Below are 21,091 nucleotides of genomic sequence, written 5' to 3'. Positions count from 1 at the left end.
CCGCGTATCGTCGACTGGCCGGACACCGGCTCCTGACCACTCACCGTCCGGAATAGGCCATTCCGGACTCGAGAACACCCGGCACTTCTAGATAATTATTTCCTTCCCGGCACGGGCGGGCCGTCCTCGATGATCCATATCACCAAGGACCGGGTGGACTACGTGTGCAAGGCCGTCCGTGAGCATCGGGTGAAGCTTGCCCCGGCACAGCAGGCCATGGTCATGGACTGGACGACGGCCGTGACCACGTTGGGGCTCCCGTCGATCCCGGCAGGCTACGAGTAATAAGAAAGCGCCCGGGGATCTGAATTTCCGGGCACAACATGCCCGAATCATCGTCACTTTCCCGCGTGCGCGACCACTAGTTCAATGAACACGAAAAATGAGGGGGACCCAGCATGGCGGATGACCAGGACCAAACACCGCTCACGTTCACTGACCGGTTCAAAGCCGTTCCGGTGAAGACCGTGATCATTGCTGCGGCCCCGTCGGCTAGCTCGACGACGGGTGCACCCCCCACTGACACTGCGGCTGTGGCCGTTCCGGCCGCAGGGGCCGCTGCTGGTGTTGGTGCCGCACCAGCCCCAGCCCCGGCCGCTGCTGCTGCAGCACCTGCACCGGTGGTCGCGCCACCTCCGGCCCTCGCCCCGGCACCCCAGGATGATGTGGCGATGTATGGTCAGCAAACGCTGGGGAGCATCGCTGCGGAGCTCGCCAGGCTTTGCGCACCGGCTTTCGTTCCGGTGACAGCCGGGCGTGTCGTCAAGGCAACTGCTGAGGCCAGCTCTTTGGACGGCGGGATGGGCTACGTTGATCATCCAGATGCCGTGGCCATGGTCGCGGGAAATACAACCGGTGCCAGCTATGCACCCCGCCCGTTTGGGAGCTTCACACGGAACGGTGTCCCGACCATCTACCGCTGCAGCTAACTGACGGTCCGTGGAGTAGCGATGGAACAGTATTTCATCAGCACCGACGTGGAAGTGCAGGGCGGGACGGACGGTACGCCGCCTTCCTCGCCGGGCCGTTCCTGGTTCTGGTCCGAGAGGTTCGCGCGGGCCGTGATGGGGGTCTCGGTCTTTCTGGTGTTCGTCAGTGTGGCCGTGGGGGTGTTCGTCACGGGATTCCTGGCAGGTTCGTCTACCGGACACGGACCAGCTCGAGACGGTGCCGGGCAACCACCGCGAAGCCCGTACCGGGCCGCTGTCCCGCAATGCACCCTGGAGATCTCCGGAGGCAGGTTCGACACGGTTGCCCGGGGTGGCCGGGAGTGGGCGGACCTGATGGCTTCCTCGATCGATGTCGGAAGTGAAGGCTTTGATTGTGTGCCGGACAAGGACGGCATCTGGTCGGGCACGGTCACGGTCAAGAACTCCGAACCTGTCCCTGCCACGTATACCCTGACCGGGGTCATCACTACGGATTCGGGGCTTTCACCGGCCGCGGCGGAGTCCGTGCCGGTCGCTGTCCAGCTCGAGCCCGGCGAAACACACACGGTGACACTCACGGGCTTCCGGACCGGGAGCAACGCATGAGCGTCGGAACGATCCGCAGGGCGGCACCTGTGGTCCCGGCCGGGACCCGTCCGATCGGCCTTGGGGATCTGGACCAGCTCCCGCCGGTCCTGGCCGCGAAACTGGGCAAGCTCATCCTGCTCTCAGCTGGGAACGGACTTCAGCCCTGGGGGAGAAACGCTGCTTCCTCCACTCGTTGTCTTGACCCGCCTGCCGGGGCCGGTCCGTGTTTGTTTGCTGGTAGGTTGTCGGGCAAAGGCCTGCACTCGGGTGCGGGTTTTGTTGAGTCCAGGAGAGTCCAGGAGAGTCAGGGAGTTGGGTATGAATCGTAGCGAGTTGGTTTCCGAGGTTGCCGGTAAGGCCGGCACGAGCACGAAGGCTGTTAATTCCGTGTTGGATGCGTTGTTCGAGGTTTTCGAGAGTTCGGTTGCTGCTGGTGAGAAGATCACTATTCCGGGGTGGCTTGGGGTTGAGCGCACAGACCGGGCGGCCCGTTCGGGGCGTAACCCGGGCACTGGTGAGGTTATTCAGATTGCTGCCGGCCATGGTGTGAAGCTGACTGCCGGGTCGAAGCTGAAGGCTGCTGTCGCCAACTAAGTACAGCTGGACGCGGGAAGGCCGTCGCACCCATGAGTGCTACGGCCTTCCCGGGTCTTACGGTCGTTGTCCGGCGAGTCAGCGATGTTCACGTGCCCGGCGATGGGTGTCGACACGGCGGCCTCCCCGACTGGCGACGATGCCACCTCCTGCCATTTGTTCTATAACTAATAGAACAAATGGCGGGGGGTGTGAGTGATGATCCTTAATGTCGATCTGGCCAGCGAGGTGCCGATCTACCAGCGGCTGCGGGACCGGATCGTGATGGGATCGCCGAGGGCGTGCTGGCCGAGGGTTAGCTCGTTGCCGGCTACCAGGACGCTCGCTGCGGACTTCGGGATCAATTTCCACACCGTGAACAAAGCCTATGACCTGTTGCGCCAGCAGGGGCCTGATCCAGCTCAACCGCAAGACCGGCGCGGTGGTGACCTCGACGGTCGCGGACCCGCTGCGACAAGTACTGGCGGGGCGGGCTGTTCCACATCAACCCTGAAGACCACGCCCTGATGGTTCCGCGCCGCTTCGGTCTGGGATGGACGCTGAACTTCGCCAATCCCAGGGCAGCGATGCTCCTGGCCGGCGTGGTCGCGCTGATCGGCCTGCTGATCACTCTCAGATTCGGCGCCTGACCACCAGCGGGTGGCTTGTTCAACTGAGAAGAGCCCGGTTGCTATCGAAAGCACGAAGCCCTCGGCGGCGATGTGCGGGACTGGCCTAAGGGTTTCACCGTTTTGTCTGAGAAGAGAACAGGGGCGACCCATGCCGTACGTTTGTTCCCGTCCAGGAAGCATTGCGTACTCGCCAGGGCGTGAAGGATATAGCCGGCTTTTTACCAGAGGCCCGGGTAAAGGTCCTGACCGCTGAAGGATGTAATCGAGCGCGCGGCCGTGCTTTGCATCCAGGCCACGTCACGGAGGTGTCCGCCAAGCTCTTTACCAGAGTGGGAACCGCCGGGTCCTCGACAGGCTGCCCGCCCTAGCTATTGCTCTGGTTTTGACCGGCATCATTGACATTGCCTTCCTGCGGTTGGTTCCTGCCGATAGTGGCGACATGGCCGGTGAATCCGAGAGGTGCCGGCCGGCGATGGTGTCCGGGGTCGGCGCTGCGGGCGGATTTCCCGACGGAGGCCAGGTCCGGGAGGGCGATGCCTCCGATGAAGCGGTCACGGCCTGTCGGAAGGTGCCGGATCTGAGACGAGGGACTTTACGAAGCCCTTCACCCCGGGGATCAAGGTCACCAACCCGGAGACCAGAGGGATCATGAGGAAGGCAACAGACCCGGGAGCCAGGCGAACCCCGGTTCCCCCTGACTCTTTGAATCCTTGCACGATAGTCAGTCCCGAAATGCTCCGTGGGAACACCCCGTTGACGGTTGCTTCCGTGGCTTGAGCCGACGCGGAAAGATAAAGTTCCCCGAGTGCCAAGAGGCAAAAGGCGCCAACCACGACGATAGTCGCTGCTGCGGGAAGCCAGGCGCTTCCGGGATCCGGGCTTGTGTTCCTTTTCATCTTTTCTTCCTGACAATTTGATTCCGTCCGCAGCGAAAGGATGACGGCGCAGTCCCGGGCGAGGGCGGATTCACCGTCGAACGGACATTCCCGCGGGTGGATTGCTGAGCAAGCCTGAGTGCCCGCTTTTCAGCGGCGAGGTGTCTGGGCAGCGTCGCCGCTGAGGGATCCGGGGCTCTTTCGCCAGCCAAACCGGGGCATGATGATCGTTCCGACGTGGGGGCTGCGAACGTTGTTCACAGCCCCCACGTCGGTCCGGTCGGCCGGTATGGTTCCCGTTCCGGTGGCGCGGGCGCTTAGACGCCGAGGCACTCACTGACCTGCAGCGTACCGCCGCGGGCAATGAAGGGGTGCTCGGCGAGCATGGCCCGGGCAGCGGCGATCGACTCGGCCTGCATGATCGAGTAACCGGCAATTTCGGCACCGGGTGCGGGCTCGCCCGCGGCAAGCCGGGCGACGAAGTTGACCGGGGCGCCGGGGTCGGTGACTGCGCCGCCCGTGGTTTCGACCCAGGCACGGAAGGCCTCCCTGCCGGCTTCCATCATTTCCGGGGTCGGATGGCCCATCCCATGGTAGGTAACGAGGAACTGTGCCATGTCTAGGACTCCTGGGTGTTGGCCTGCCCGGCGGGCGGGTTGATGATTCCGAAGGTTTCGCCCTGCGGGCCCTGGAGGATGGCCATGCGGCCAAAGGGGCTGTCCATGGGCTGGAAGAGCGTCGTGGCGCCGAGAGCGGCAGCAGCCTCCAGGGTGGCGTCCGGGTCGACGACCTGGAACCACGTCAGCCAGTAGTTCGGAACCTCGTCCGGGAGGTTGGTGTCATGGTGGACTCCGCCCACGGTCTCGCCGTCCAGGGGGCGCTCGAACGTGGAGTAGACGAATTCGGTGCCGTCCCCGATGTCCGTGTAGCTGAAGCCGAAAACCCTGGTGTAGAAGTCGCGTGCCGGCTGGTATTCGCGGGTGTGGAGCTCGTTCCAGCACACGGTTCCGGGTTCGTTGTAGCGGCCGATGCCGTTGTGGCCGGTTGACTGCCAGATGCCGAAGACGGCCCCAGCCTTGTCCAGGGCGACGGTCATGCGTCCCTGGTCCATGACATCGAACGGGGCCATCATGAGCTGGCCGCCGGCTTCGGTGATCTTCGCGGCGGTGGCGTCGGCGTCCTCGGTGGCGATGTAGGTGTTCCATACCGAAGGGAGCCGGCCGGCGTTCTCGGGTTTGGGGCCGATACCGGCTACCGGCAAACCGCCAAGGAAAGCCATATGGTATCCGCCCGCCTCCGGGCCGGCATCCTGGATATCCCAGCCGAACAACCGGGAATAGAAATCTGCTGCGGCCTTGACGTCATCCACCTGGGCGTCCACCCAGTTCGGGGTTCCTTCGGGCCAGCTTTCATTGCGAACAGGCATGGCATTCCTTTGAGTGAGCCGCGTACGCGGCGGTTTTACTTGGCATACATAAAGTGTTGTCCGTTTCCAGTTCGTGTTGGAAAAAGGCATCCCGGATGCTTGACCGGATGTTTCTCAAGAGGATGAAGCACGTGTTTCGGTCCGGACCGCATCTTCCCTCCTGCCATGCAACGCTTCGCCTGAGGTGCGAAACCGGATCCTCCTCCATGACGGTCGCCCGGGAATATCCCGTCGCTCGAACAATTGCAGAATGTGGCAGCCGAGCCATGGTTCAGCACGACTTCGAAGTACCAACGTCCTGAGCGTGTTGTCTCCAGTAGCTGGTCGGGGTCGCTGGGGTGGGCCTGCCAGACGGCGTAACGAGCCGGTTGAGGTTCACGTCGGAACGCTGCTGTCGGTGATCGCGCGGTCGGGAAGCTTGGGCGGTGGCCTCGGGGTGGTGGGGCGCTGATTCTCATGGAGAGTCTTGACGGGACCGGTGAACAGGGTTCAAAGTGGGGTCTGGCAATCGTTGGTATCGATAACATTTCGTGGGGCAATGATTGCCGGCTGTGTTCCCTGAGTCCGCGTGGTGCTTGCAAACGGGTCTGCACGTCAACGGCAGGTCCTGAGTCACCCCTGGGATTTTCCCTGAAACGAGTAAGGAAAATGGAATGTTGAAACAACGTAGTTTGTACGCCTCGGCGATGGTGATTGCCACCGCCTGTCTGGCTTTGGCGACAAACCCGGTGGGTGCTTCGGCGACGGCAGCTCCTGCGACGACTTTCGCGGTGTCCAGTGGGGCTGTCGTGCAGGATGGACACGCTACGGATACGCCGGCGAATCCTTTCATCGACAAGGACGGCACGTTTTATTTCCAGCAGTCGGCAGCCCTTTATGGTTCGACGGAGTCGAGGAAGTGGGATTTCTACACGGGAACGAATTTTGACAATGCCACGCGTTCTCCGATCAGTGACTCGGTGAATCCAGCCAACTCCTTGGACAGCAACAAGGACACAACGTGGCGGTGCAACAACAGCCCCACCGGCGTGGGAGCTACCAATGCCCCGAGCGGCAGCGGCTATTCACAGCGCAACTATTGCGATCTCTCAAGTACGTGGGTGGATCCTGATACCGGGGATTGGTACGGGCTGGTGCACAACGAGTTCACTCCCCAGCCGATGGGCGACGGGGTCCACTTCGATGCGATCGACTATGCGGTGTCGAAGGACCAAGGGAAGACCTGGTCGATCAAGGACCACGCCATCACCTCCCCGTACAGCACGACCCGAGGAGATAAGACTGCGTTCCCGAACCAGACCTATTACTACGGCGATGGCGATCAGCGCCTCGTCGTAGATGCCGCCTCCGGCTACTTCTACGTCTACTACGGCTCACGGGTCATCAACCAGGGTGGCGGCTGGGGTGCCGACGGGTTCGGGGAACACGTCGCGCGGGCGCCTATCTCCCAGAAAATGGCCAAGGGATCGTGGCAGAAGTACTACAACGGCCAGTGGCAGACCCCGGGAATCGGGGGCAGCGAAAGCAACATCACCTCCGTCTCCACCAACTACCCCAACGGTTATGTTCCGGCGAACCAGGACTACAACCCACAGAATGCCGGGACCATCAGCCAGCAGGCAGCTGCCGGGCAGCTCCCCAAGAACGGTTCGGACCTTTTCGTCATGAACGTCTCCTACGACGCATATTTGGGCAAGTACATCGGCACCCCGCAGACCGACCTGGGAGATGGTGTATCGAGGCCGTTGCATTTCTATGCCACGGATGATCTGGCAACCCAGCAGTGGACGGACATCGGTTCCACACCCAACTACACCCAGCAGTCCTGGTACCGGTGGATGGGTGATTCCGCCACCGCGACGACCGGAAATATCCTAGGTAAGACTTTCCGGTCCTACTGCTACTTCAGTTGCTCCAACACTTCCGGATCTGTGTCCAGTTCGGAGCATGTGGACGTGACGATCGATTCGAACAACCCGGCAGCGCCGGTAGTGGATCCGAACAAGGCGTACTACATCAAATCGGGGTCCGGGCAGTTCCTTACCCAGTCCGGCGCCAACGGCACCGCGGTGGCCAGCGCTCCGGCCGGGGCGGGGTTTGAAGGGTGGAAATTCACCAGCAACAACGACGGTTCCTACCGGATCACCAACAGTGTTTCCGGTCTTGCCCTCGGTGTTGATTCTTCCGTCGCGGCAAGCAGGGCCTGGGCGACCAAGCCGGCCCTTGCTCCGATTGCGGGGACGGACGCGGGCCAGCAGTGGTTCATCCAGGCCGACTTGAACACGCCCTCGACGGGCGGATCTTCCACCCTGGCCGGCAGCTACCACATCACGAACCGGTACAGCGGCCTGGTCATCAGCCTCACCGGCAGCACCGCCCAAACGAGCCCTTTCCGTAACTGGGCCAACACCACAGGAAACACTGCGGACACCACCACCCCGCAAAACCAAACCATCACCCTCCAGGAAGCACCTGCAGTAGGGTCTTTGGTCGGTGTCGGCTCGGGGCGCTGCCTTGATGTCCCGAACAGTTCCACAACCAATGCGACTCTGGAGGATATTTGGGATTGCAACGGCGGCACGAACCAGAAGTGGAACCTGACGTCAGCTGGTGAACTTCGTATTTTCGGGGACACCAAATGCCTTGACCTCCTCAACCACGCAACCGCTCCCGGTTCGAACGTGGGTATTTGGGACTGTAACGGCGGCTCGAACCAGAAGTGGACCCTGAACTCCGACGGAACAATTGTCTCCCAGGCTTCCGGTCTCTGCCTCGACGTCATGGACCACAACACCGCCAACGGCTCCGCGGTCAAGGTCTGGACGTGTACCGGCGGAACCAACCAGCAGTGGAGACACATCTGAACACGCACCAAATGCGGTGACGGTTAGGGCCTGGAAGATCAGCGGAGTTTCGTTGACTACCGGCTACCTCCTGTTACGGAGCTGAACAAGGCGGCTACCAACAGGTGTGGTCGTATCAATGGGTCGCGCCGCCAGGCTGGCCAAGGGGCCCGAACCGGGTGAATACCGGGTTCGGGCCCCTTCTCAGCTCTGATCGCTTGAGAAGGGCATTCGGGACTGTTCTCTTGCTAATGCTCTCCCGCTTTGTTCACATCCTGGAGATTGTCGGGGGAGCGTAGGGCCCTGCCCCGGGAGCCAGCTCGTGGTTTCGACGGGGAACCTGCCTGGTTGAGGTCAGAGTGGAATTCCGTTCCCGACTGCTCCTGCCCATGATGGGCGGAGGTGTTGATGTCGGGAAACACCGTTGGATACATGCCAAAACGGAGAGCTCTTCGAAGCCGTCCGAGCTGGAACAAGAGTTGTTCAGCTGCTGCAAAGTCGTGGCCCCGTGCGTTACCGGAACGGTGCAGGCTGAAGATGCGGTTTGACGGTGCCTTCGCTATCGCGCTGGTTTCACCGTGGTCCACCGCCGCCGATCAGTTTCCTTCTGTGCGCGGAGGTTTGGTACGGCACGCTGACCTCAAGGTTCAATTCGGGGAGGGGCTGTCGTTGCCCGAACGATGAGTGTGGGTGCAACGGCTTCAGATAATTGCACGGTATCCGGGTCCCTCATTTGGCGCAGCAGGTGCTCGAAGGCGCGCCTGCCCGTGGCCTCAAAGGACTGGCTCACTGTGGTCAGGGGAGGGGTCGCGTAAGCGGCCAGCGCAATGTCATCGATTCCGACGATGGAGATGTCTTCGGGCACCCGACGGCCCAGCTCGGCGAGTGCGCGCATGACGCCGAAGGCCATTTCGTCGCTCGCAACCAAAACAGCTGTCACTTCGGGCATGGCGGCCAGGATGAGACCACAGCGGTAACCGGATTCGGGGGACCAGTCTCCGTGAAGCTCGGGAGGGACTTCACGGCCGGCTTCCTGAAGGGCGGCCCGCCATCCGGCGACCCTGCTGGCCGCATCGCTCCATTCCGGGGGGCCTGAAACATGCCAGACGGTACGGTGGCCAAGATCCAGCAGATGTTTCATTGCCAACCGGACCGCCATGGTTTGATTCACTGCTACGACGTCGGCCGAAGATGTGCGTGCCCCATCGAGTGTCAGGGTCGGAACAACCTTTGTCAGGGCCTCGAGAGAGTCATCGGTGTCCAGAAGTGGCACGGCGATAATGATCCCGTCGACACCTTGCTGGATGAGCTGGCGGAGGGATTCGCTGACGGCCGGGATGGCAAGGGAATCCGTTGTAGTCGCGTTTACAGTATATTCCGACTGCCGGGCGGCGCGTTCGATTCCCAATACCAGGGCGGCCCGCGAGTAGTAGCCTGAGGCAAGGGTCAAAACGCCCACTGTCATTGACTGGCCGGTCACGAGTGCGCGCGCAGTGTTGGTCCTGTGATAGCCCAGCTGCTTGACGGCGGCAAGTACTTTGGCGCGGGTTGCTTCCTGAACATTGGGACGGCCGCCCAGCACGCGCGACACCGTCTGTGCCGAGACGCCGGCAACCATTGCCACGTCACGCATCGCGGTCGCGCGCCTACCTGCAGACAATGCCAATGATCTCCTCCAGTAATCAGTTTACTTGGACGAGCCACTCTAGCTCCGAATATGGGAATGCCCCCGGTTTTGGATCCGTTCAGACCCGGCCGGCATCTTCTTTGTCGTCTTCTGGCCGCGGCTGCGACGATGTCAAGCGCCAACGCAACGGCGCATTCACTGTCACCGCCGTTCAGACGGTGAACTGGCCGCTGGGCTTCGCAAGCTCAGCCGTCAGCCATTGCCGGGACCGCCGTGCCGGCAATACGCGGCCCGGCGGGATGGAAGGGTTTGTCACCGCCTAGGGCCTCGCCCGACCCGTTATCCGTATAGGGCTGCTACCCGGGAAGCCTGATGCACCGCAGGAGTTGCCGACCTACACAGTCCGGAGAATCAAGAAGTGTCTCGGGGTGGCCAGATTGTGTTGCGAAACGGTGGGATCACCCAGGCTCGTTTTCATCGTCTGTTGGAGGCAGGTCCGATGAACGCATTTCGGGTCGGCAGGCGATCCGCCGAGGTCTGAGTTCAGGACCTGTTCCTTCGAGGAAAACGGCTCCCTCGCTGCCGGTGTGGTGACCGCGTTCCTGAAGGGGATGACTGTGGCTGCCCCGGAGCGTGCGGCCGGGGTTCGCAATCCCGGCCGCACGCCGATGCCGGCATCTGGTACCGGTGAAGTGTGGCCGGGACGGATGACTGCATAGGAGTGCCGCCGACCGGACCACCGTCTGACACGTCGCGGGGTTCCAAGGAGGTGGTCATCGACCAGGACGCCTTCGGAAGCGCGCTGCGCGCATGCCAGACAACTATCTAGTACCGGGGAGGAGCGGATCGTGTCTCTTGACTGTCGAATTATTCTCACAATTCCGGAACGTGCCTTCCGTGGCGCCGGAACAGCCGGGGTGTCACTGTTCCGTGACCGACCAGTCACCGGGGTTCCTGCCCGCGCCGGGGGCCTCCGGTTTTCCTGCGCATACGCCCTGAACTGTTGACCGCCGCACCGTCACGGTGAGCCACACTCGCCCGGCCAGGCATTTCGGAGCCAGGTAAAACCGCTCCGGCGGAGGCTGGAAGGGTGAGCACAGCGGGTCTGAAAGGAGAAGGTCGCGACGCCGCGATGCCGCTGCTGGAACGGATGGAAGTCCAATCCAACAGGCGAACCAGGCACGCCGGCGGGACCGATCAACCCGCCGAAGAATCTGCAGAACGTCAGCGGTAATGGAGCCGGTTTGGCTCGCATGCAGGGAATGACCGTGCCTATCGAAGTCGAAGCAGCTTCGATTAAGGGGAGGCCGGCGTTCGGCGTGTCGTCTTCACTTTCCCCAAAAATTCCACACTTTCCCCGACACGATCGCGTGTGAAATGCGTACTTCTTAAGTACGGGGCTTCATTGTTGTGCGTCCGAAGTGACGCCGGTGCCGGATGCCCCCGGGATGCAAAGAATACTCAACCTCAAACAAGTCCGTGCCTGCGCACTCCCAGGCCAGGCGAGGTTCAGGAGATTGCCCGCTCCCCGGCAAGATCAGCAAACGCACAGAGGACGAGATGGTACGAACGGAAGTAATCGCCAAGGGATTCGAACCGGGCTGGGACTGGTGGGCGTGGCCGGTCGCATGGACCGTGTTCATTGGCTGCGGCCTTATCATGGGCAACGCCGCGCCACTGCTGGTTTCCGTCATCCGATCAGTGCCGAACAATTTCCTGCGGCGCCTCGCAGCGTCCGCAGTTGTCGGCGCGGCGGTCACGTCCGTCGTGCTCGGGTGGGCGGGATCAGGGATACTCATGCGGCATCAGGAGACCGGGCCGGGTGTGTTGTTGGTATTCCTTGGTTCTATCGTGGTCGCGGGTATTTCCTGGTACTGCCTCGAGGACCGGCACCGTACTATTCCTGTGCTTGTCGTTAGTGCCGGGGCCGTTGTCAACGGCATTGGTGAAATCATCACCCGAACGGCAGCGTCCGTTCCCGCGGGTGTTGGACAGGTCCTTGGCGTCCTGCTTGTTGGCGCTTTGATTGTGAACGGGTACCTCATCACTCGGGGACTGCGGTGACCGGCACGGCTTCCGCGGGCGGAAGCGCTTCGCGAGGCCTTGACGGCGCCTCAGACCGACGGCGCCAAGGTGGGCATGTCAAGCGGTTGGACACTGCGCCGCGGTTCGGAGGAGGTGCACTGGGGCTTGTCCTCTTTCTTTCCGGGCTGTGGTTGACGGCCTGCGAACCCTCCCCACCTGCACCTCCGGCCGTATCATCAGCAGAGCATTCATCAGGAACCGGTGGCAATGCGTCCCCCGGCACGACCGCCGACGCCCTGAGCCCGGTGGCTGAAGGGGACTGCAACACGCCCTACCCCGATAGAATCCGGGCCGTGCTGGGCCCCGTCGCTGCGCAGATCCAGTCAGCGGCACTGGTCAAGGACGAGCGTGAAGGCGCCGTGGAAACCAGCTGCACCTACGGCCTCGCGCCGTACCCTGCCGGGCAGGAACCGGACCCCGGCAATGCCCTGACCATCACGAGAACCATCTACCCGGACCGGGCGACACTGTCGAAGATACCCCTGCCCCGGCTCATGATGACTCCGTTACCGGTCCAAGGCCCCTGGGAGAAAGGGTGGTTCACCACAACCCAGCTGGCAACCAGAGCCGAGTGCATCCTGGAAACCGTCAACGGGCAAATCATCACCAGAATCACCCTTGCGGTGCCCGGGAACACGAAGCCGGTCGATCAAGTCAAGGAAAAGCTCGCCACACTCATCACGGGGCAGTGACTTTCCCACCCCCACAGCGCCCGTGCCAACGCAGCACCGGAAGCTGCCCGCCAGAGGAGGACATCCCGGCTCTGGAGCTCCTGACCGAAGACAGCAGAAACAGTTGGAATCGCAAGAGGAGCGATGCTGAGGCCCCGTTGACCGGCTTTCTCAGCAGAAAGCAGGAACACCTGGAGACCCCAGCAAGCACCGGCAACTCCGCACTCCCGCCACTCTCCGCCGGCGCACGCGCCGGGCTGCAGGGAACGGACGCAACCCGAAGATGATCCCCGGGCTCATCAACCAAATCCGGCGCATGTGCCACACACAGCAATTCACCATGGCCGAAATCGCCGCGTCCTGCGCCGGCCGGCTTTCCTCGCAGGCGGTTCGGCGTCCGCGCTGCGGCCGGAATCAGGAGTGCATGTCGCAGGCTGCTGTTGCGGGTCCGGTGACTGCACTGACAGCCGAAGGAATTGGCGGTTTCGGCGACATGATCCGGGTGCCCGGGACACTAGACAATTAGCGGGACGTGTGAGGCTGCGTGGCTCTTGAGGGCAAGGGCGGGAGGATTCCCCGCATGTCCGGATGGGGCAGGATCGCAGGAGGATGGAAAAAGATGAGCAACGGAAAGCGGCGGACGCCTGATGCGGCTACCGGTCAAAGGGGAGACTGATTCGTGGGGACATTTTTGAGCCCGTATTTGAGTTTCCGCAATACGGCTGAAGCCGCTATGCGTTTCTATCAGTCGGTGTTCGGAGGGGAGCTGACCTTGGATACCTTTGAAAGCTTCCGCTGTAGTGACGCTTCAGCGGAGGACTCAAAGATCGTTCATTCGATGCTCGTTACCGGCGGAGGCCTGGTTTTGATGGCGGCTGACACGCCGGACGGCATGGACTATGTTCCCGGTACCAATCATTCGGTAGTCATCAGCAGTGAGGATCAGGACGAATTGTGGCGATACTGGAAAGGGCTCTCCGGCACAGGACGGATCATTGTTCCGTTGGCCTCCGATCCGGGCGGGGGTATCTTCGGGACATGCATCGACCGGTACGGTGTTGCGTGGATAGTCAGCATGCGGCCCGCCGCACCGGACGCCAAGCCCCCCTGGGAGCCGGTCTGAGAGCCTGCCTGCAGTGCTGAATTCCCAGCAACGAACCAGTCCTTGACTGGCTACCCGCCGGGCCTGTCGCGTGGTTTCATTCCACCCGGAAACCCGAATTCCGCTTAGACCGGGGTGGCTTGTGAAACAGTGAGGTATCTCTAATGGTTGTGGCTGGTCTGGGGCTGGCTGACGCCGGGATGGCTTGATAGAAGGTCGTCCACGGCCGCGGCCGAATGACTCGTTAGAGATACGCCTCGCGACAACCACCCAAACCGACGGCGGGAAACCATACTGTCGAACTTGAAAGGAGATGCTGCGTGACTGTAGTAGCAGCATGTCGTGGGCGTTGATACCCACGCTAGAACGCATACGTACGCCGTCATCGAAACCGCCACGGGTCGGACGCAGGACACCTCGACGTTGGGACCGCAAACTCAACCAGACCCTCGACATGATCCCGAAAGTTCGCAGCGTTTAGGACGACAAGACCCGCGCCTACATCGAATGGCGACTTGCCGGGGGAAGAGCCGGTACGAAATCCGCCAATGCCTCAAGCGATACATCGTCCCCAGATCTTCCGCCGCCTGAGCAGCATCATGCTTGACACCGAGACATCGACGGGTCAGACGCTAAAGGTGCCGTGCGGCGCAGCGCCTGTGGTTGCCGGGTTTGATGACGTGGCGCGAGGCCAGGGCAGCGCCGCGTCAGCCTGTTCTCAGAACCGAACGTCTTCAAGATGCTCACCCGACTCTCAGACAGGAAAGGCCACACCGTACGCTAAGAATCGACGCCGTCGCTAACGCACCCTGGTGTTCGTTTCCTCAGGCGGCCAGCTACATCACCAGGACCATTCGCAGCTTCGGCGACTAGGTCCTCAATTTGCATACTCCGGCCCCACCAAGGCCATCAAACTAAACTAGACCTGCAACCAGGGGTCCACCATTATCGTGACAGCCTTCAATTGCAGTTGGTTCCCCCGGAAGAGTCGCTGTGTTTATCGGGCAGCGAGCCAGGCTTGGGGCGGTATTTGCCCGTGAACTCCGTGTTGTCCCGAGTGCGAACCGATGTACAGGACTCCGTCCCTGTGTGTGTGCTGCCCGTAGCCAGTTCCGCCGTCCACCACCAGTACTTGACCGATGTGGGGAAAGTAGAACCAGAACCAGACATCCTGGATGGATCCGTCTTCATTCTCAACGAGGCACTTCGTGCCTCGTTGAGCTACTTGGTAGATGGTGCGGATCCGTACTAGGCGCAAACCATTGGCGCGAGCGGAAGCGGCTGCGTCGCGGAAGATTGCCGCCATGTGCGCGACGTGTTGCCGCCGCTGTTCAGCCCGTTTCAGCCGTCGAGCGGGAAGGAGCAGGACCCACGTCGACAGCCATGCAGCAGCAGCCATGCCGGCAACGAAAAGCGCAACAGCTGCAATGGCCTCGCGCACGGCTCCGCCGGGTCCGCCGATTTGTAGACCCCAAAGGGTCAATGCCGCCCACGCGCCCCCCGCGCTCCAAAAGATCCTGGTGGACACGGCTCCGACTTTTTCCCAATGCGCTCGGTCCTCCAACTGCTGTTCGGTCATTGTTGGTCTGTTCCCATTCGGCGGTCCGTTTGACGGCACTCCTCGTGCTCCATCAGCTGGTCATCGGCCGGACCAGGAGCCAGGGAGAAGTACGGCGTGAACCGGGCCCTGAGTTCGCGGGGGCGGTCCGAGCGTACGAGACCGGCGGATTCCAGATTCAAAAGGTGCGTGCGGACGGTGGTTCTGGAGAGTCCCACTGCTTCGCAGATGTCAGCGACCCGGCTGGCCCCGTTTCTTGCCAGGTACTTACGGACAAGGGCTGCCCCGGCCGGTCTGGACCGGACCTTGAGGGTCGGCGCGGTCCTTTGATTTGGCACTTCGTGTTTCTCCGTCTTTCAAGTCCAACGACCGGTCCGAGATTCGGGCCCCGGTACCCAGACAACATGATCGGCCCGGGTTTGGTCTGGTGAGGAAACGGTCATTTTGTGTGGTCCAAGGCCCTGGGGCATGCTAGGCAAGCGGGGTGATGGCGTCGCATTCGTCGCTGAGCTTTGTTCCGGAAGCGGTGACCGCTTGTACGGCCATGGCGCTGACGAGTTCGCCGCCGTGGTGTTCGTCGTTTTCGGTGACGACATAGGTGAAGACAAATTGGGCTTCGCCGCCGTGAGGCATGTCGGTGAGGCTGAGCGAGGTCGGTTCGCTGGTGTAGTGGAGGTTTTCCATGCCCGCGTTGGTGAAGGAGCGCAGGACCAGGGTGACCTTGGTGAGTTCTTCGTCTGACTCGTTGATGATCCAGGCGAAGTAAGTCAGGACATCGCCGTGAACTGCGTTCGTCTTGTTGGCGAAGTGAATCAGACGTACTCCGAAGGCTTGCGGATGCTCGCCCGCGGAGACGTTTCCATCGTCCTTTTCCGATGGCAGGTTCTCGTGCGCCGGGAAGGGGCCGGATTCTCCGGCGGGCCAGGCCGCATCAGGGTCTCCCGGGCCTTGTTCGCGTCTATGACGGTCCATTGCCCGGGTTGGGTTGAAAGGGATTTGCAGCATCATACTCTCCTGATCTGGAAGACGGTGCTCAACCATCTGTTAGTTCTGCCGTTTGCCTCCCGCTGCGCCCGGCGGCCCCTGGTTCTTGTTGTTGAGGGAGACCCTTGGGCTGGGGGTGCCTGGAAGCCCGGGACGGTCGTCGGGGTGAACCGCCGTGTTGCGGTCGCGGCTTCCTGATCCCCGGGCGTCCTGTCGTCCTGGAGGGTGAGAACCGCGGCGATGATGGCGTCGAAACGGGACAAGTCCATGCTCCTGTTTCCCGTCAGGCCGGAGGGTTGCCGGTGGGGTGTCAAAGAGGGGTCGAAGCCGGTCATGGCTGACTCCGCCGCGGGGGAGAGCCCCTCAGTTCTGCCACGAGGCTCAGGGCTTCAGCCTCAGAAGACGGCACCGGCCGGTATGTCAGCTCGCCGCCCCCCAGGACACCGTTCCGAAGGGCCTCGAGCCGTTCCCGGCAGCGGACTGCCTCCGTGAAGTTCTCCGTGGTGACTTTCATGAGGAAGTGGATCGTGTCACGCCTGTACACCTGGGGAATTGATTCATTGAATTCCTGAGTGCAAATCTGGCCTACGTCGGCGGCCAAGGACCAGTCCCCCCGCAGACGTTTGTCCATGACGGGAAACCGTAGTGTTCCCAATACGAGATCGCCGGCCCTGTCCGTGGCAAGGCCCGCGTCGTGGAGGATCCGTTCGAAATGGGCCGGCGTGGCCAGCCCGGTTGTGACGTCCGTGCAGGACGAGGGCAGATGGTCTCTCTCGGTGGCCTCGACCCAGCCGACGGCGATCTCCTCGAACGCGGTGTAGTCAACCGGACGTCCGGCAGCGGTGAAGAGGGCTTTCAGATCAGTCATCGTTTCGCCGATGCCCACCCCGTTGTAGGAGCGGGATGCGCCTAGACGCCTGGCCGCGTGCTCCACCGGGGATTCGTTCATGATGCTCCCGGCAACTCCTTCGACTTCGGGCACGAACCAGTCGCCGGCGAAACGCCAGCCCTCGAGCAGGCTCTGGTCACGCCACCGCGCTAGGAGCCGCCAGGCTCCGTTCGCAATGGGCATCACCGGTGCTGTTTGGATCTTCATACCCAATTTGTGCGCGCCGGGTACGAATTATGTTGGAAAACGCGAAGAACAACAACCCCGGGAAAGGTTTGGCCGTTTTCCAACATGAAACGGGTTGCTGTCACACTAGATAACTGTGGAGCAGGATTTACGGCCCGCACATCCCTCCGCGGATAGTGCTCCGGGCAAAACAAAAGAGACCGATCTTCAACTCATTGCAAAGGCCCGCAGCGGTGACGAGGATGCTTTTGCTGTCCTCTACGAGCGGCACCGTGGAGCCGCCGTTTATGTTGCGGACCGGCAAACGGACAATGCCAGCGACCGGGACGATGTTGTCGCCGACGCTTTCACCTCGGTATTCCAGAACCTGACCGCAGGCAAAGGACCCGATCAGTTCTTCCGGGCATACCTGCTGACCGTGGTCAGGCGGACCGCCCACGAACGCAACCGGCAAGGGCAACGGACCCTCCTGACCCACGATGAATCCCAACTCGATTCAATCGTCCTCGACGAGGACACCGTCCTGACCGAGTTCGAATCCACGACCATGGCGAAAGCCTTCAAATCGCTGCCTGAACGCTGGCAGGCCGTCCTGTGGCACGTCGACATCGAGGGAATGAAACCCGCCGCGGCCGCCCCCCTGGTCGGGCTGACACCCAACGCGGTGTCCTCCCTTTTGATCCGGGCCAGGGAAGGCCTTCGGCGCTCGTACCTGAACAACCACGTCAGCACTTCCCCGCAGGATCCTTGCAGCGAATTCGCCACCCAGCTTGGCAGCTTCGTCCGCGACGGGCTCAAACGCACGTCCAAGGAACGCGTCCAGGCCCACCTGGACGGGTGCGCCAAATGCACGAACACCCTTGCCGAAATCACGGACATCCAAAGCGGCCTGAGGGCAGCCGTCTTCCCTCTGATCGCCGGAATCCTTTTCACCCCGGAAATCATCAAGGCCTTCGCAGGGCAGGGGAGCGGCACCGCCCCGACGAACCCGCGTCCCAAAAATACGGCCAAGGGAACAGCACTTGCTGCACTCATCGCGGCACTCGCCGTAGCCGCTGCGGTCCTGGTCAACCAGATAGTGCATCCAGGTCTTTCCTCCAACCCCGCCGGCCCCGAACCCGGCCCCGTCGCAAGCCAGGCCGTTGCCGCCCCGACCCTATCCCCGTCGAATCCCCCGTCACCGGTCCCGGCACCTGCTGTTCCCGATAGCCCGACGCCGGAAATACAAGCTCCGGGGGCCCCTGCCGCCGGGACGCCCAGACCGGCGGCCGGGACGCCTTTGACCGTGGTCGATTCCGGGACAGTGTCCTCACTCCCGCGCGTCCAGGGAAGTACGGCGCAACCGACGCCGGCGCGGTTGGTTGATGCGGTTCTTTCGACCGCGCCCGGCACCACCCCGTCGCAGATGAACCTCACCGTTGACTTCACCCTCAGCGGAGACGCCGCCGTGTCCACGGCAGAGACCGCCTTCACGCTGGACCCGGAAGACAGCTTCCTGCCGGTCGCGATCGCTGCGCCGAGCGGGTGGAGTTGCCCTGTACCCCCGCCGAACAGCCGGAGCCTGACCTGCCGCACCACCATGATCAATCCCCGGAACCTCGGGTTCAGCTTCGGAATCACGACAACTTCCGCCACCGCAAATCACACCCTGACTTACCAAATGAGCGGTCAAAACATCCTCGAGAAGACCTTCGCCTCAGGATTTGTCTGGTCCACCAGACAATAATTTTAAATAGTTAACTACTACCGCTGGTTTTGCGACACGTATGCAAGATGTTCCCTACAGGATAAGTGTTAGGTATTTTCCACTTGGTTGAATCAACAATGATGTTCTGACGCGTAGTTGATGCGGACCGGTGAACAGACGTTCCGGAGGGACCGCATTGAAGACGTTGCACGCGAGACCACTTGCGTTTCTCTGCACCCTGCTGATTGTTTTGACCATGCTGAGTTTCACGGGGCTCGGCTTCGGTGCGACGAGCGCGAAGGCAGTGCCTGCAGGTTCCGAATACCCTGCCACGTGGACGATTGCAGGGAACGTCGCGACCGGCACAACGTCGAGCGGCGTCGTGGTTACGGCGACCTTGACCGGGCCGGCAACGTTTGTTGGTTCGGGGTCGCTGGTATTTTCGGGCCCCACTCCGTCCTACGCCCCGACCACGACCACTCAGGCGCTCCAGGTCAGCATCGTCAACTGTATAGACCCGGCTACGAGCGGTTGCGGGTCCATTACCTACTCGTTCTCCAAACCCGTCAAGACCCCGATCCTCTACACGGGAGACGTCGGCGCGAACTCTTCGAGCAACGGCGCTGTTCTTACGTACCACGACTCCCCGATGACTCTTTCTTCCGGTACCTTCAGCCTCGACTCCGCCGGCTCCCAGTCCCCAAACATGTCCATACAGAACGGCGGATCAACCGTCGGAATTACCAACCCGGGCAGCTTCATCGGCCAGCCCGCGTCCGGAAACAGTTGTGCTCCGACCCCGACAGACGGATTCGGGTGTGGAAGTTACGACATCCACACCACGACACAGTTCGTGAACAGTATTACCGTCGGGTTCGGTTATGCCGGGACCGGAACCACCAATGATTGGTTCTCTCTGGTCCTCGGTGTCACTCCGATTGCATCGAGCATCTCGCTGGCGAAATCGGTGTCGCCGTCCACGATCACCGCTGCAGGTCAGCCTGTCACGTACTCGTTCCTTGTCAAGAACACCGGAAACTCGGCCCTGACCGGAGTGGCAGTCACAGATACAGCGTTCAGCGGCACGGGGACCCTGGGACCGATCACCTGTCCCTCGACCAGCCTGGCCATCGGCGCGTCCATGACGTGCACTGCGGCCTATACACCCACACAGGCCGACGTGGACGCCGGCAAGGTCACTAACACGGCGACCGCCGGAGGAACAGACCCGACCAGCGCAACAGCGACCAGCGCACCCAGCTCGGCCGTGTTGACTGCAACACAGTCTCCGGCGATTTCGCTTGTGAAGTCAGCCTCACCCTCGAGCCCAGCCAGCTACACCGCCGGCCAGGTGATCACCTATTCATTCCTGGTAAAGAACACCGGCAACGTGACACTGACCAATCCCACGGTCTCCGAGACGGCCTTCTCGGGCTCCGGAACCATGTCGGCAATCAGCTGCCCGCCGGGTCCGCTCGCCCCGGGCGCGTCCGTGACCTGCACCGCGACATACACGCTCACGCAGACCGACGTGAACAATGGTTCAGTCACCAACACCGCGACCGCCACGGCAACGCCACCCGCAGGCCTCACGGCACCGACGTCCGCCCCCTCCAATGCCAGAGTGCCGATCCTCGCGGCGCCTTCGTTGTCGGTGGTGAAGTCCGCCACGCAGGCCTCGGTCAACGCCCCGGGCCAGACAATCAACTACACCTTCGTCGTGACGAACACCGGAAATGTCACCCTGGCCCCGGTGACCGTGACAGATGTCTTCACCACCGGCGGCACAGGCACGATGTCCGCGATCACCTGCCCCGCCGGAGCCACCTCACTGGCCCCCGGCGCCTCGGTAACCTGCACCGCTACCTACACGACCGTGCAGGCGGACATCAACGCCGGCAGGATTTCCAACACCGCAACAGCAACCGGGAAACCGCCGTCGGGCCCGAACGTCACCGCGACCTCCAGCGCCATGGTGCCCGCCGTTCAGGCCCGGGCGATCACGGTCGTGAAATCGGCATCACCAGGCAGCGTATTCGCGGTCGGGCAGAGCATCTCTTACAGCTTCCTGGTCACCAATACCGGCAACGTGACCCTGAGTAACGTCGGAGTCACCGACGTCCAGGTCGCACCGGCGCTGAACAGCGACCTCTCCGCGATTTCCTGCCCACCAGGATCCTCTTCGCTTGCTCCCGGCGCATCGACAACCTGCACGGCCACGTATACGGTCACGCAGGCTGATCTGAACAACGGCAGCGTCAACGACACGGCAACAGCAACCGGGACACCGCCTTCAGGACCAAACGTCACGGCAACCTCCAGCGCCACAGTCCAGGTCTTCCAGACCCCGTCCCTGTCCCTGGTGAAGAGTGTCGCGGAAACGAACCTGGTCGCCGGCGGGACACTGCATTACTCGTTCGTGGTCTCGAACACGGG

The 21,091-nt window shown here is 62.1% G+C and carries 18 protein-coding genes and 1 pseudogene; 11 read left to right on the top strand and 8 right to left on the bottom strand.

What is annotated here, in order from left to right; translation table 11 throughout:
• Window positions 1–129: 129 nt before the first annotated feature.
• From ABH924_RS23585 to ABH924_RS23565, 5 genes are all read left to right on the top strand, one after another.
• Window positions 130–285 carry a hypothetical protein gene (locus tag ABH924_RS23585; protein ID WP_404502780.1) on the top strand — a complete coding sequence of 52 codons (156 nt, stop codon included), beginning with the start codon at window positions 130–132 and terminating at the stop codon, window positions 283–285.
• 113 nt (window positions 286–398) lie between these two features.
• Window positions 399–929 (top strand): hypothetical protein, encoded by a 531-nt coding sequence (locus ABH924_RS23580; RefSeq protein ID WP_404502778.1) that lies wholly within the window; start codon window positions 399–401, stop codon window positions 927–929.
• A gap of 21 nt (window positions 930–950) precedes the next feature.
• Window positions 951–1,535 carry a hypothetical protein gene (locus tag ABH924_RS23575; RefSeq protein ID WP_404502776.1) on the top strand — a complete coding sequence of 195 codons (585 nt, stop codon included), beginning with the start codon at window positions 951–953 and terminating at the stop codon, window positions 1,533–1,535.
• A 294-nt stretch (window positions 1,536–1,829) separates the two neighbouring features.
• Window positions 1,830–2,111, top strand: a complete 282-nt coding sequence (locus ABH924_RS23570) for an HU family DNA-binding protein (RefSeq protein ID WP_404502774.1) — start codon at window positions 1,830–1,832, stop codon at window positions 2,109–2,111.
• A gap of 473 nt (window positions 2,112–2,584) precedes the next feature.
• Window positions 2,585–2,740 (top strand): DUF5808 domain-containing protein, encoded by a 156-nt coding sequence (locus ABH924_RS23565; RefSeq protein WP_404502782.1) that lies wholly within the window; start codon window positions 2,585–2,587, stop codon window positions 2,738–2,740.
• A gap of 533 nt (window positions 2,741–3,273) precedes the next feature.
• Here the strand turns inward: ABH924_RS23565 and ABH924_RS23560 are convergent.
• The 3 genes from ABH924_RS23560 to ABH924_RS23550 all read right to left on the bottom strand — a co-directional run bounded on the left by ABH924_RS23560 (window position 3,274) and on the right by ABH924_RS23550 (window position 5,023).
• Window positions 3,274–3,618, bottom strand: a complete 345-nt coding sequence (locus ABH924_RS23560; protein ID WP_404502772.1) for a hypothetical protein — start codon at window positions 3,616–3,618, stop codon at window positions 3,274–3,276.
• A gap of 296 nt (window positions 3,619–3,914) precedes the next feature.
• A complete protein-coding gene (locus tag ABH924_RS23555; RefSeq protein WP_404502770.1) occupies window positions 3,915–4,214 on the bottom strand; it encodes a hypothetical protein in 300 nt (99 codons plus the stop codon).
• A gap of 2 nt (window positions 4,215–4,216) precedes the next feature.
• Window positions 4,217–5,023 carry a VOC family protein gene (locus ABH924_RS23550; RefSeq protein ID WP_404502768.1) on the bottom strand — a complete coding sequence of 269 codons (807 nt, stop codon included), beginning with the start codon at window positions 5,021–5,023 and terminating at the stop codon, window positions 4,217–4,219.
• Window positions 5,024–5,676: 653 nt separating this feature from the next.
• On the opposite strand from ABH924_RS23550, the gene ABH924_RS23545 reads away from it, so the two are divergent.
• On the top strand, window positions 5,677–7,887 hold the full coding sequence (locus ABH924_RS23545; RefSeq protein WP_404502767.1) for an RICIN domain-containing protein: 2,211 nt from the start codon (window positions 5,677–5,679) through the stop codon (window positions 7,885–7,887).
• Between the two features lie 619 nt (window positions 7,888–8,506).
• Here ABH924_RS23545 and ABH924_RS23540 read toward each other — a convergent pair.
• Window positions 8,507–9,499 (bottom strand): LacI family DNA-binding transcriptional regulator, encoded by a 993-nt coding sequence (locus tag ABH924_RS23540; protein ID WP_404502765.1) that lies wholly within the window; start codon window positions 9,497–9,499, stop codon window positions 8,507–8,509.
• A gap of 1,554 nt (window positions 9,500–11,053) precedes the next feature.
• Here ABH924_RS23540 and ABH924_RS23535 point away from each other — a divergent pair.
• From ABH924_RS23535 to ABH924_RS23525, 3 genes are all read left to right on the top strand, one after another.
• Window positions 11,054–11,557 (top strand): hypothetical protein, encoded by a 504-nt coding sequence (locus tag ABH924_RS23535; protein WP_404502763.1) that lies wholly within the window; start codon window positions 11,054–11,056, stop codon window positions 11,555–11,557.
• Window positions 11,558–11,871: 314 nt separating this feature from the next.
• Window positions 11,872–12,270, top strand: a complete 399-nt coding sequence (locus tag ABH924_RS23530; RefSeq protein WP_404502761.1) for a hypothetical protein — start codon at window positions 11,872–11,874, stop codon at window positions 12,268–12,270.
• A gap of 658 nt (window positions 12,271–12,928) precedes the next feature.
• Complete coding sequence (locus tag ABH924_RS23525) at window positions 12,929–13,372, top strand: VOC family protein (RefSeq protein ID WP_404502759.1); 444 nt, start codon at window positions 12,929–12,931, stop codon at window positions 13,370–13,372.
• 976 nt (window positions 13,373–14,348) lie between these two features.
• Here the strand turns inward: ABH924_RS23525 and ABH924_RS23520 are convergent.
• The 4 genes from ABH924_RS23520 to ABH924_RS23505 all read right to left on the bottom strand — a co-directional run bounded on the left by ABH924_RS23520 (window position 14,349) and on the right by ABH924_RS23505 (window position 16,989).
• Entirely contained in the window at window positions 14,349–14,930 is a 582-nt protein-coding gene (locus ABH924_RS23520; protein WP_404502757.1) for a hypothetical protein, read from the bottom strand.
• On the bottom strand, window positions 14,927–15,247 hold the full coding sequence (locus ABH924_RS23515; RefSeq protein ID WP_404502755.1) for a winged helix-turn-helix domain-containing protein: 321 nt from the start codon (window positions 15,245–15,247) through the stop codon (window positions 14,927–14,929). Before ABH924_RS23515 ends, ABH924_RS23520 begins: the two co-directional genes overlap by 4 nt.
• 133 nt (window positions 15,248–15,380) lie before the next feature.
• Window positions 15,381–15,881, bottom strand: coding sequence for a hypothetical protein (locus tag ABH924_RS23510; RefSeq protein ID WP_404502753.1), 501 nt, complete (start codon window positions 15,879–15,881; stop codon window positions 15,381–15,383).
• Window positions 15,882–16,224: 343 nt separating this feature from the next.
• On the bottom strand, window positions 16,225–16,989 hold the full coding sequence (locus tag ABH924_RS23505; RefSeq protein WP_404502751.1) for a hypothetical protein: 765 nt from the start codon (window positions 16,987–16,989) through the stop codon (window positions 16,225–16,227).
• 115 nt (window positions 16,990–17,104) lie between these two features.
• Here ABH924_RS23505 and ABH924_RS23500 point away from each other — a divergent pair, with 115 nt between their 5' ends.
• Window positions 17,105–18,694: a sigma-70 family RNA polymerase sigma factor gene (locus ABH924_RS23500; protein WP_404502749.1), complete on the top strand. Its 1,590-nt coding sequence runs from the start codon at window positions 17,105–17,107 to the stop codon at window positions 18,692–18,694.
• 217 nt (window positions 18,695–18,911) lie between these two features.
• A pseudogene (locus ABH924_RS23495) lies at window positions 18,912–21,091 on the top strand (hypothetical protein); the annotation flags it as partial.

The sequence above is a fragment of the Arthrobacter sp. GAS37 genome, from assembly GCF_044908325.1.
Taxonomy (GTDB): Bacteria; Actinomycetota; Actinomycetes; order Actinomycetales; family Micrococcaceae; genus Arthrobacter; species Arthrobacter ramosus.
Note: the sequence above shows the minus strand (reverse complement) of the source record. Positions and strands in the feature narration are given on the sequence as shown.

What these genes read in the sequence shown, in the direction of transcription:
- ABH924_RS23585 (WP_404502780.1), top strand. Translation starts at nt 130, where the DNA reads ATGATCCATATCACCAAGGACCGGGTGGACTACGTGTGCAAGGCCGTC.
- ABH924_RS23580 (WP_404502778.1), top strand. Translation starts at nt 399, where the DNA reads ATGGCGGATGACCAGGACCAAACACCGCTCACGTTCACTGACCGGTTC.
- ABH924_RS23575 (WP_404502776.1), top strand. Translation starts at nt 951, where the DNA reads ATGGAACAGTATTTCATCAGCACCGACGTGGAAGTGCAGGGCGGGACG.
- ABH924_RS23560 (WP_404502772.1), bottom strand. Translation starts at nt 3,618, where the DNA reads ATGAAAAGGAACACAAGCCCGGATCCCGGAAGCGCCTGGCTTCCCGCA.
- ABH924_RS23555 (WP_404502770.1), bottom strand. Translation starts at nt 4,214, where the DNA reads ATGGCACAGTTCCTCGTTACCTACCATGGGATGGGCCATCCGACCCCG.
- ABH924_RS23550 (WP_404502768.1), bottom strand. Translation starts at nt 5,023, where the DNA reads ATGCCTGTTCGCAATGAAAGCTGGCCCGAAGGAACCCCGAACTGGGTG.
- ABH924_RS23545 (WP_404502767.1), top strand. Translation starts at nt 5,677, where the DNA reads ATGTTGAAACAACGTAGTTTGTACGCCTCGGCGATGGTGATTGCCACC.
- ABH924_RS23540 (WP_404502765.1), bottom strand. Translation starts at nt 9,499, where the DNA reads ATGCGTGACGTGGCAATGGTTGCCGGCGTCTCGGCACAGACGGTGTCG.
- ABH924_RS23535 (WP_404502763.1), top strand. Translation starts at nt 11,054, where the DNA reads ATGGTACGAACGGAAGTAATCGCCAAGGGATTCGAACCGGGCTGGGAC.
- ABH924_RS23520 (WP_404502757.1), bottom strand. Translation starts at nt 14,930, where the DNA reads ATGACCGAACAGCAGTTGGAGGACCGAGCGCATTGGGAAAAAGTCGGA.
- ABH924_RS23510 (WP_404502753.1), bottom strand. Translation starts at nt 15,881, where the DNA reads ATGGACCGTCATAGACGCGAACAAGGCCCGGGAGACCCTGATGCGGCC.
- ABH924_RS23505 (WP_404502751.1), bottom strand. Translation starts at nt 16,989, where the DNA reads ATGAAGATCCAAACAGCACCGGTGATGCCCATTGCGAACGGAGCCTGG.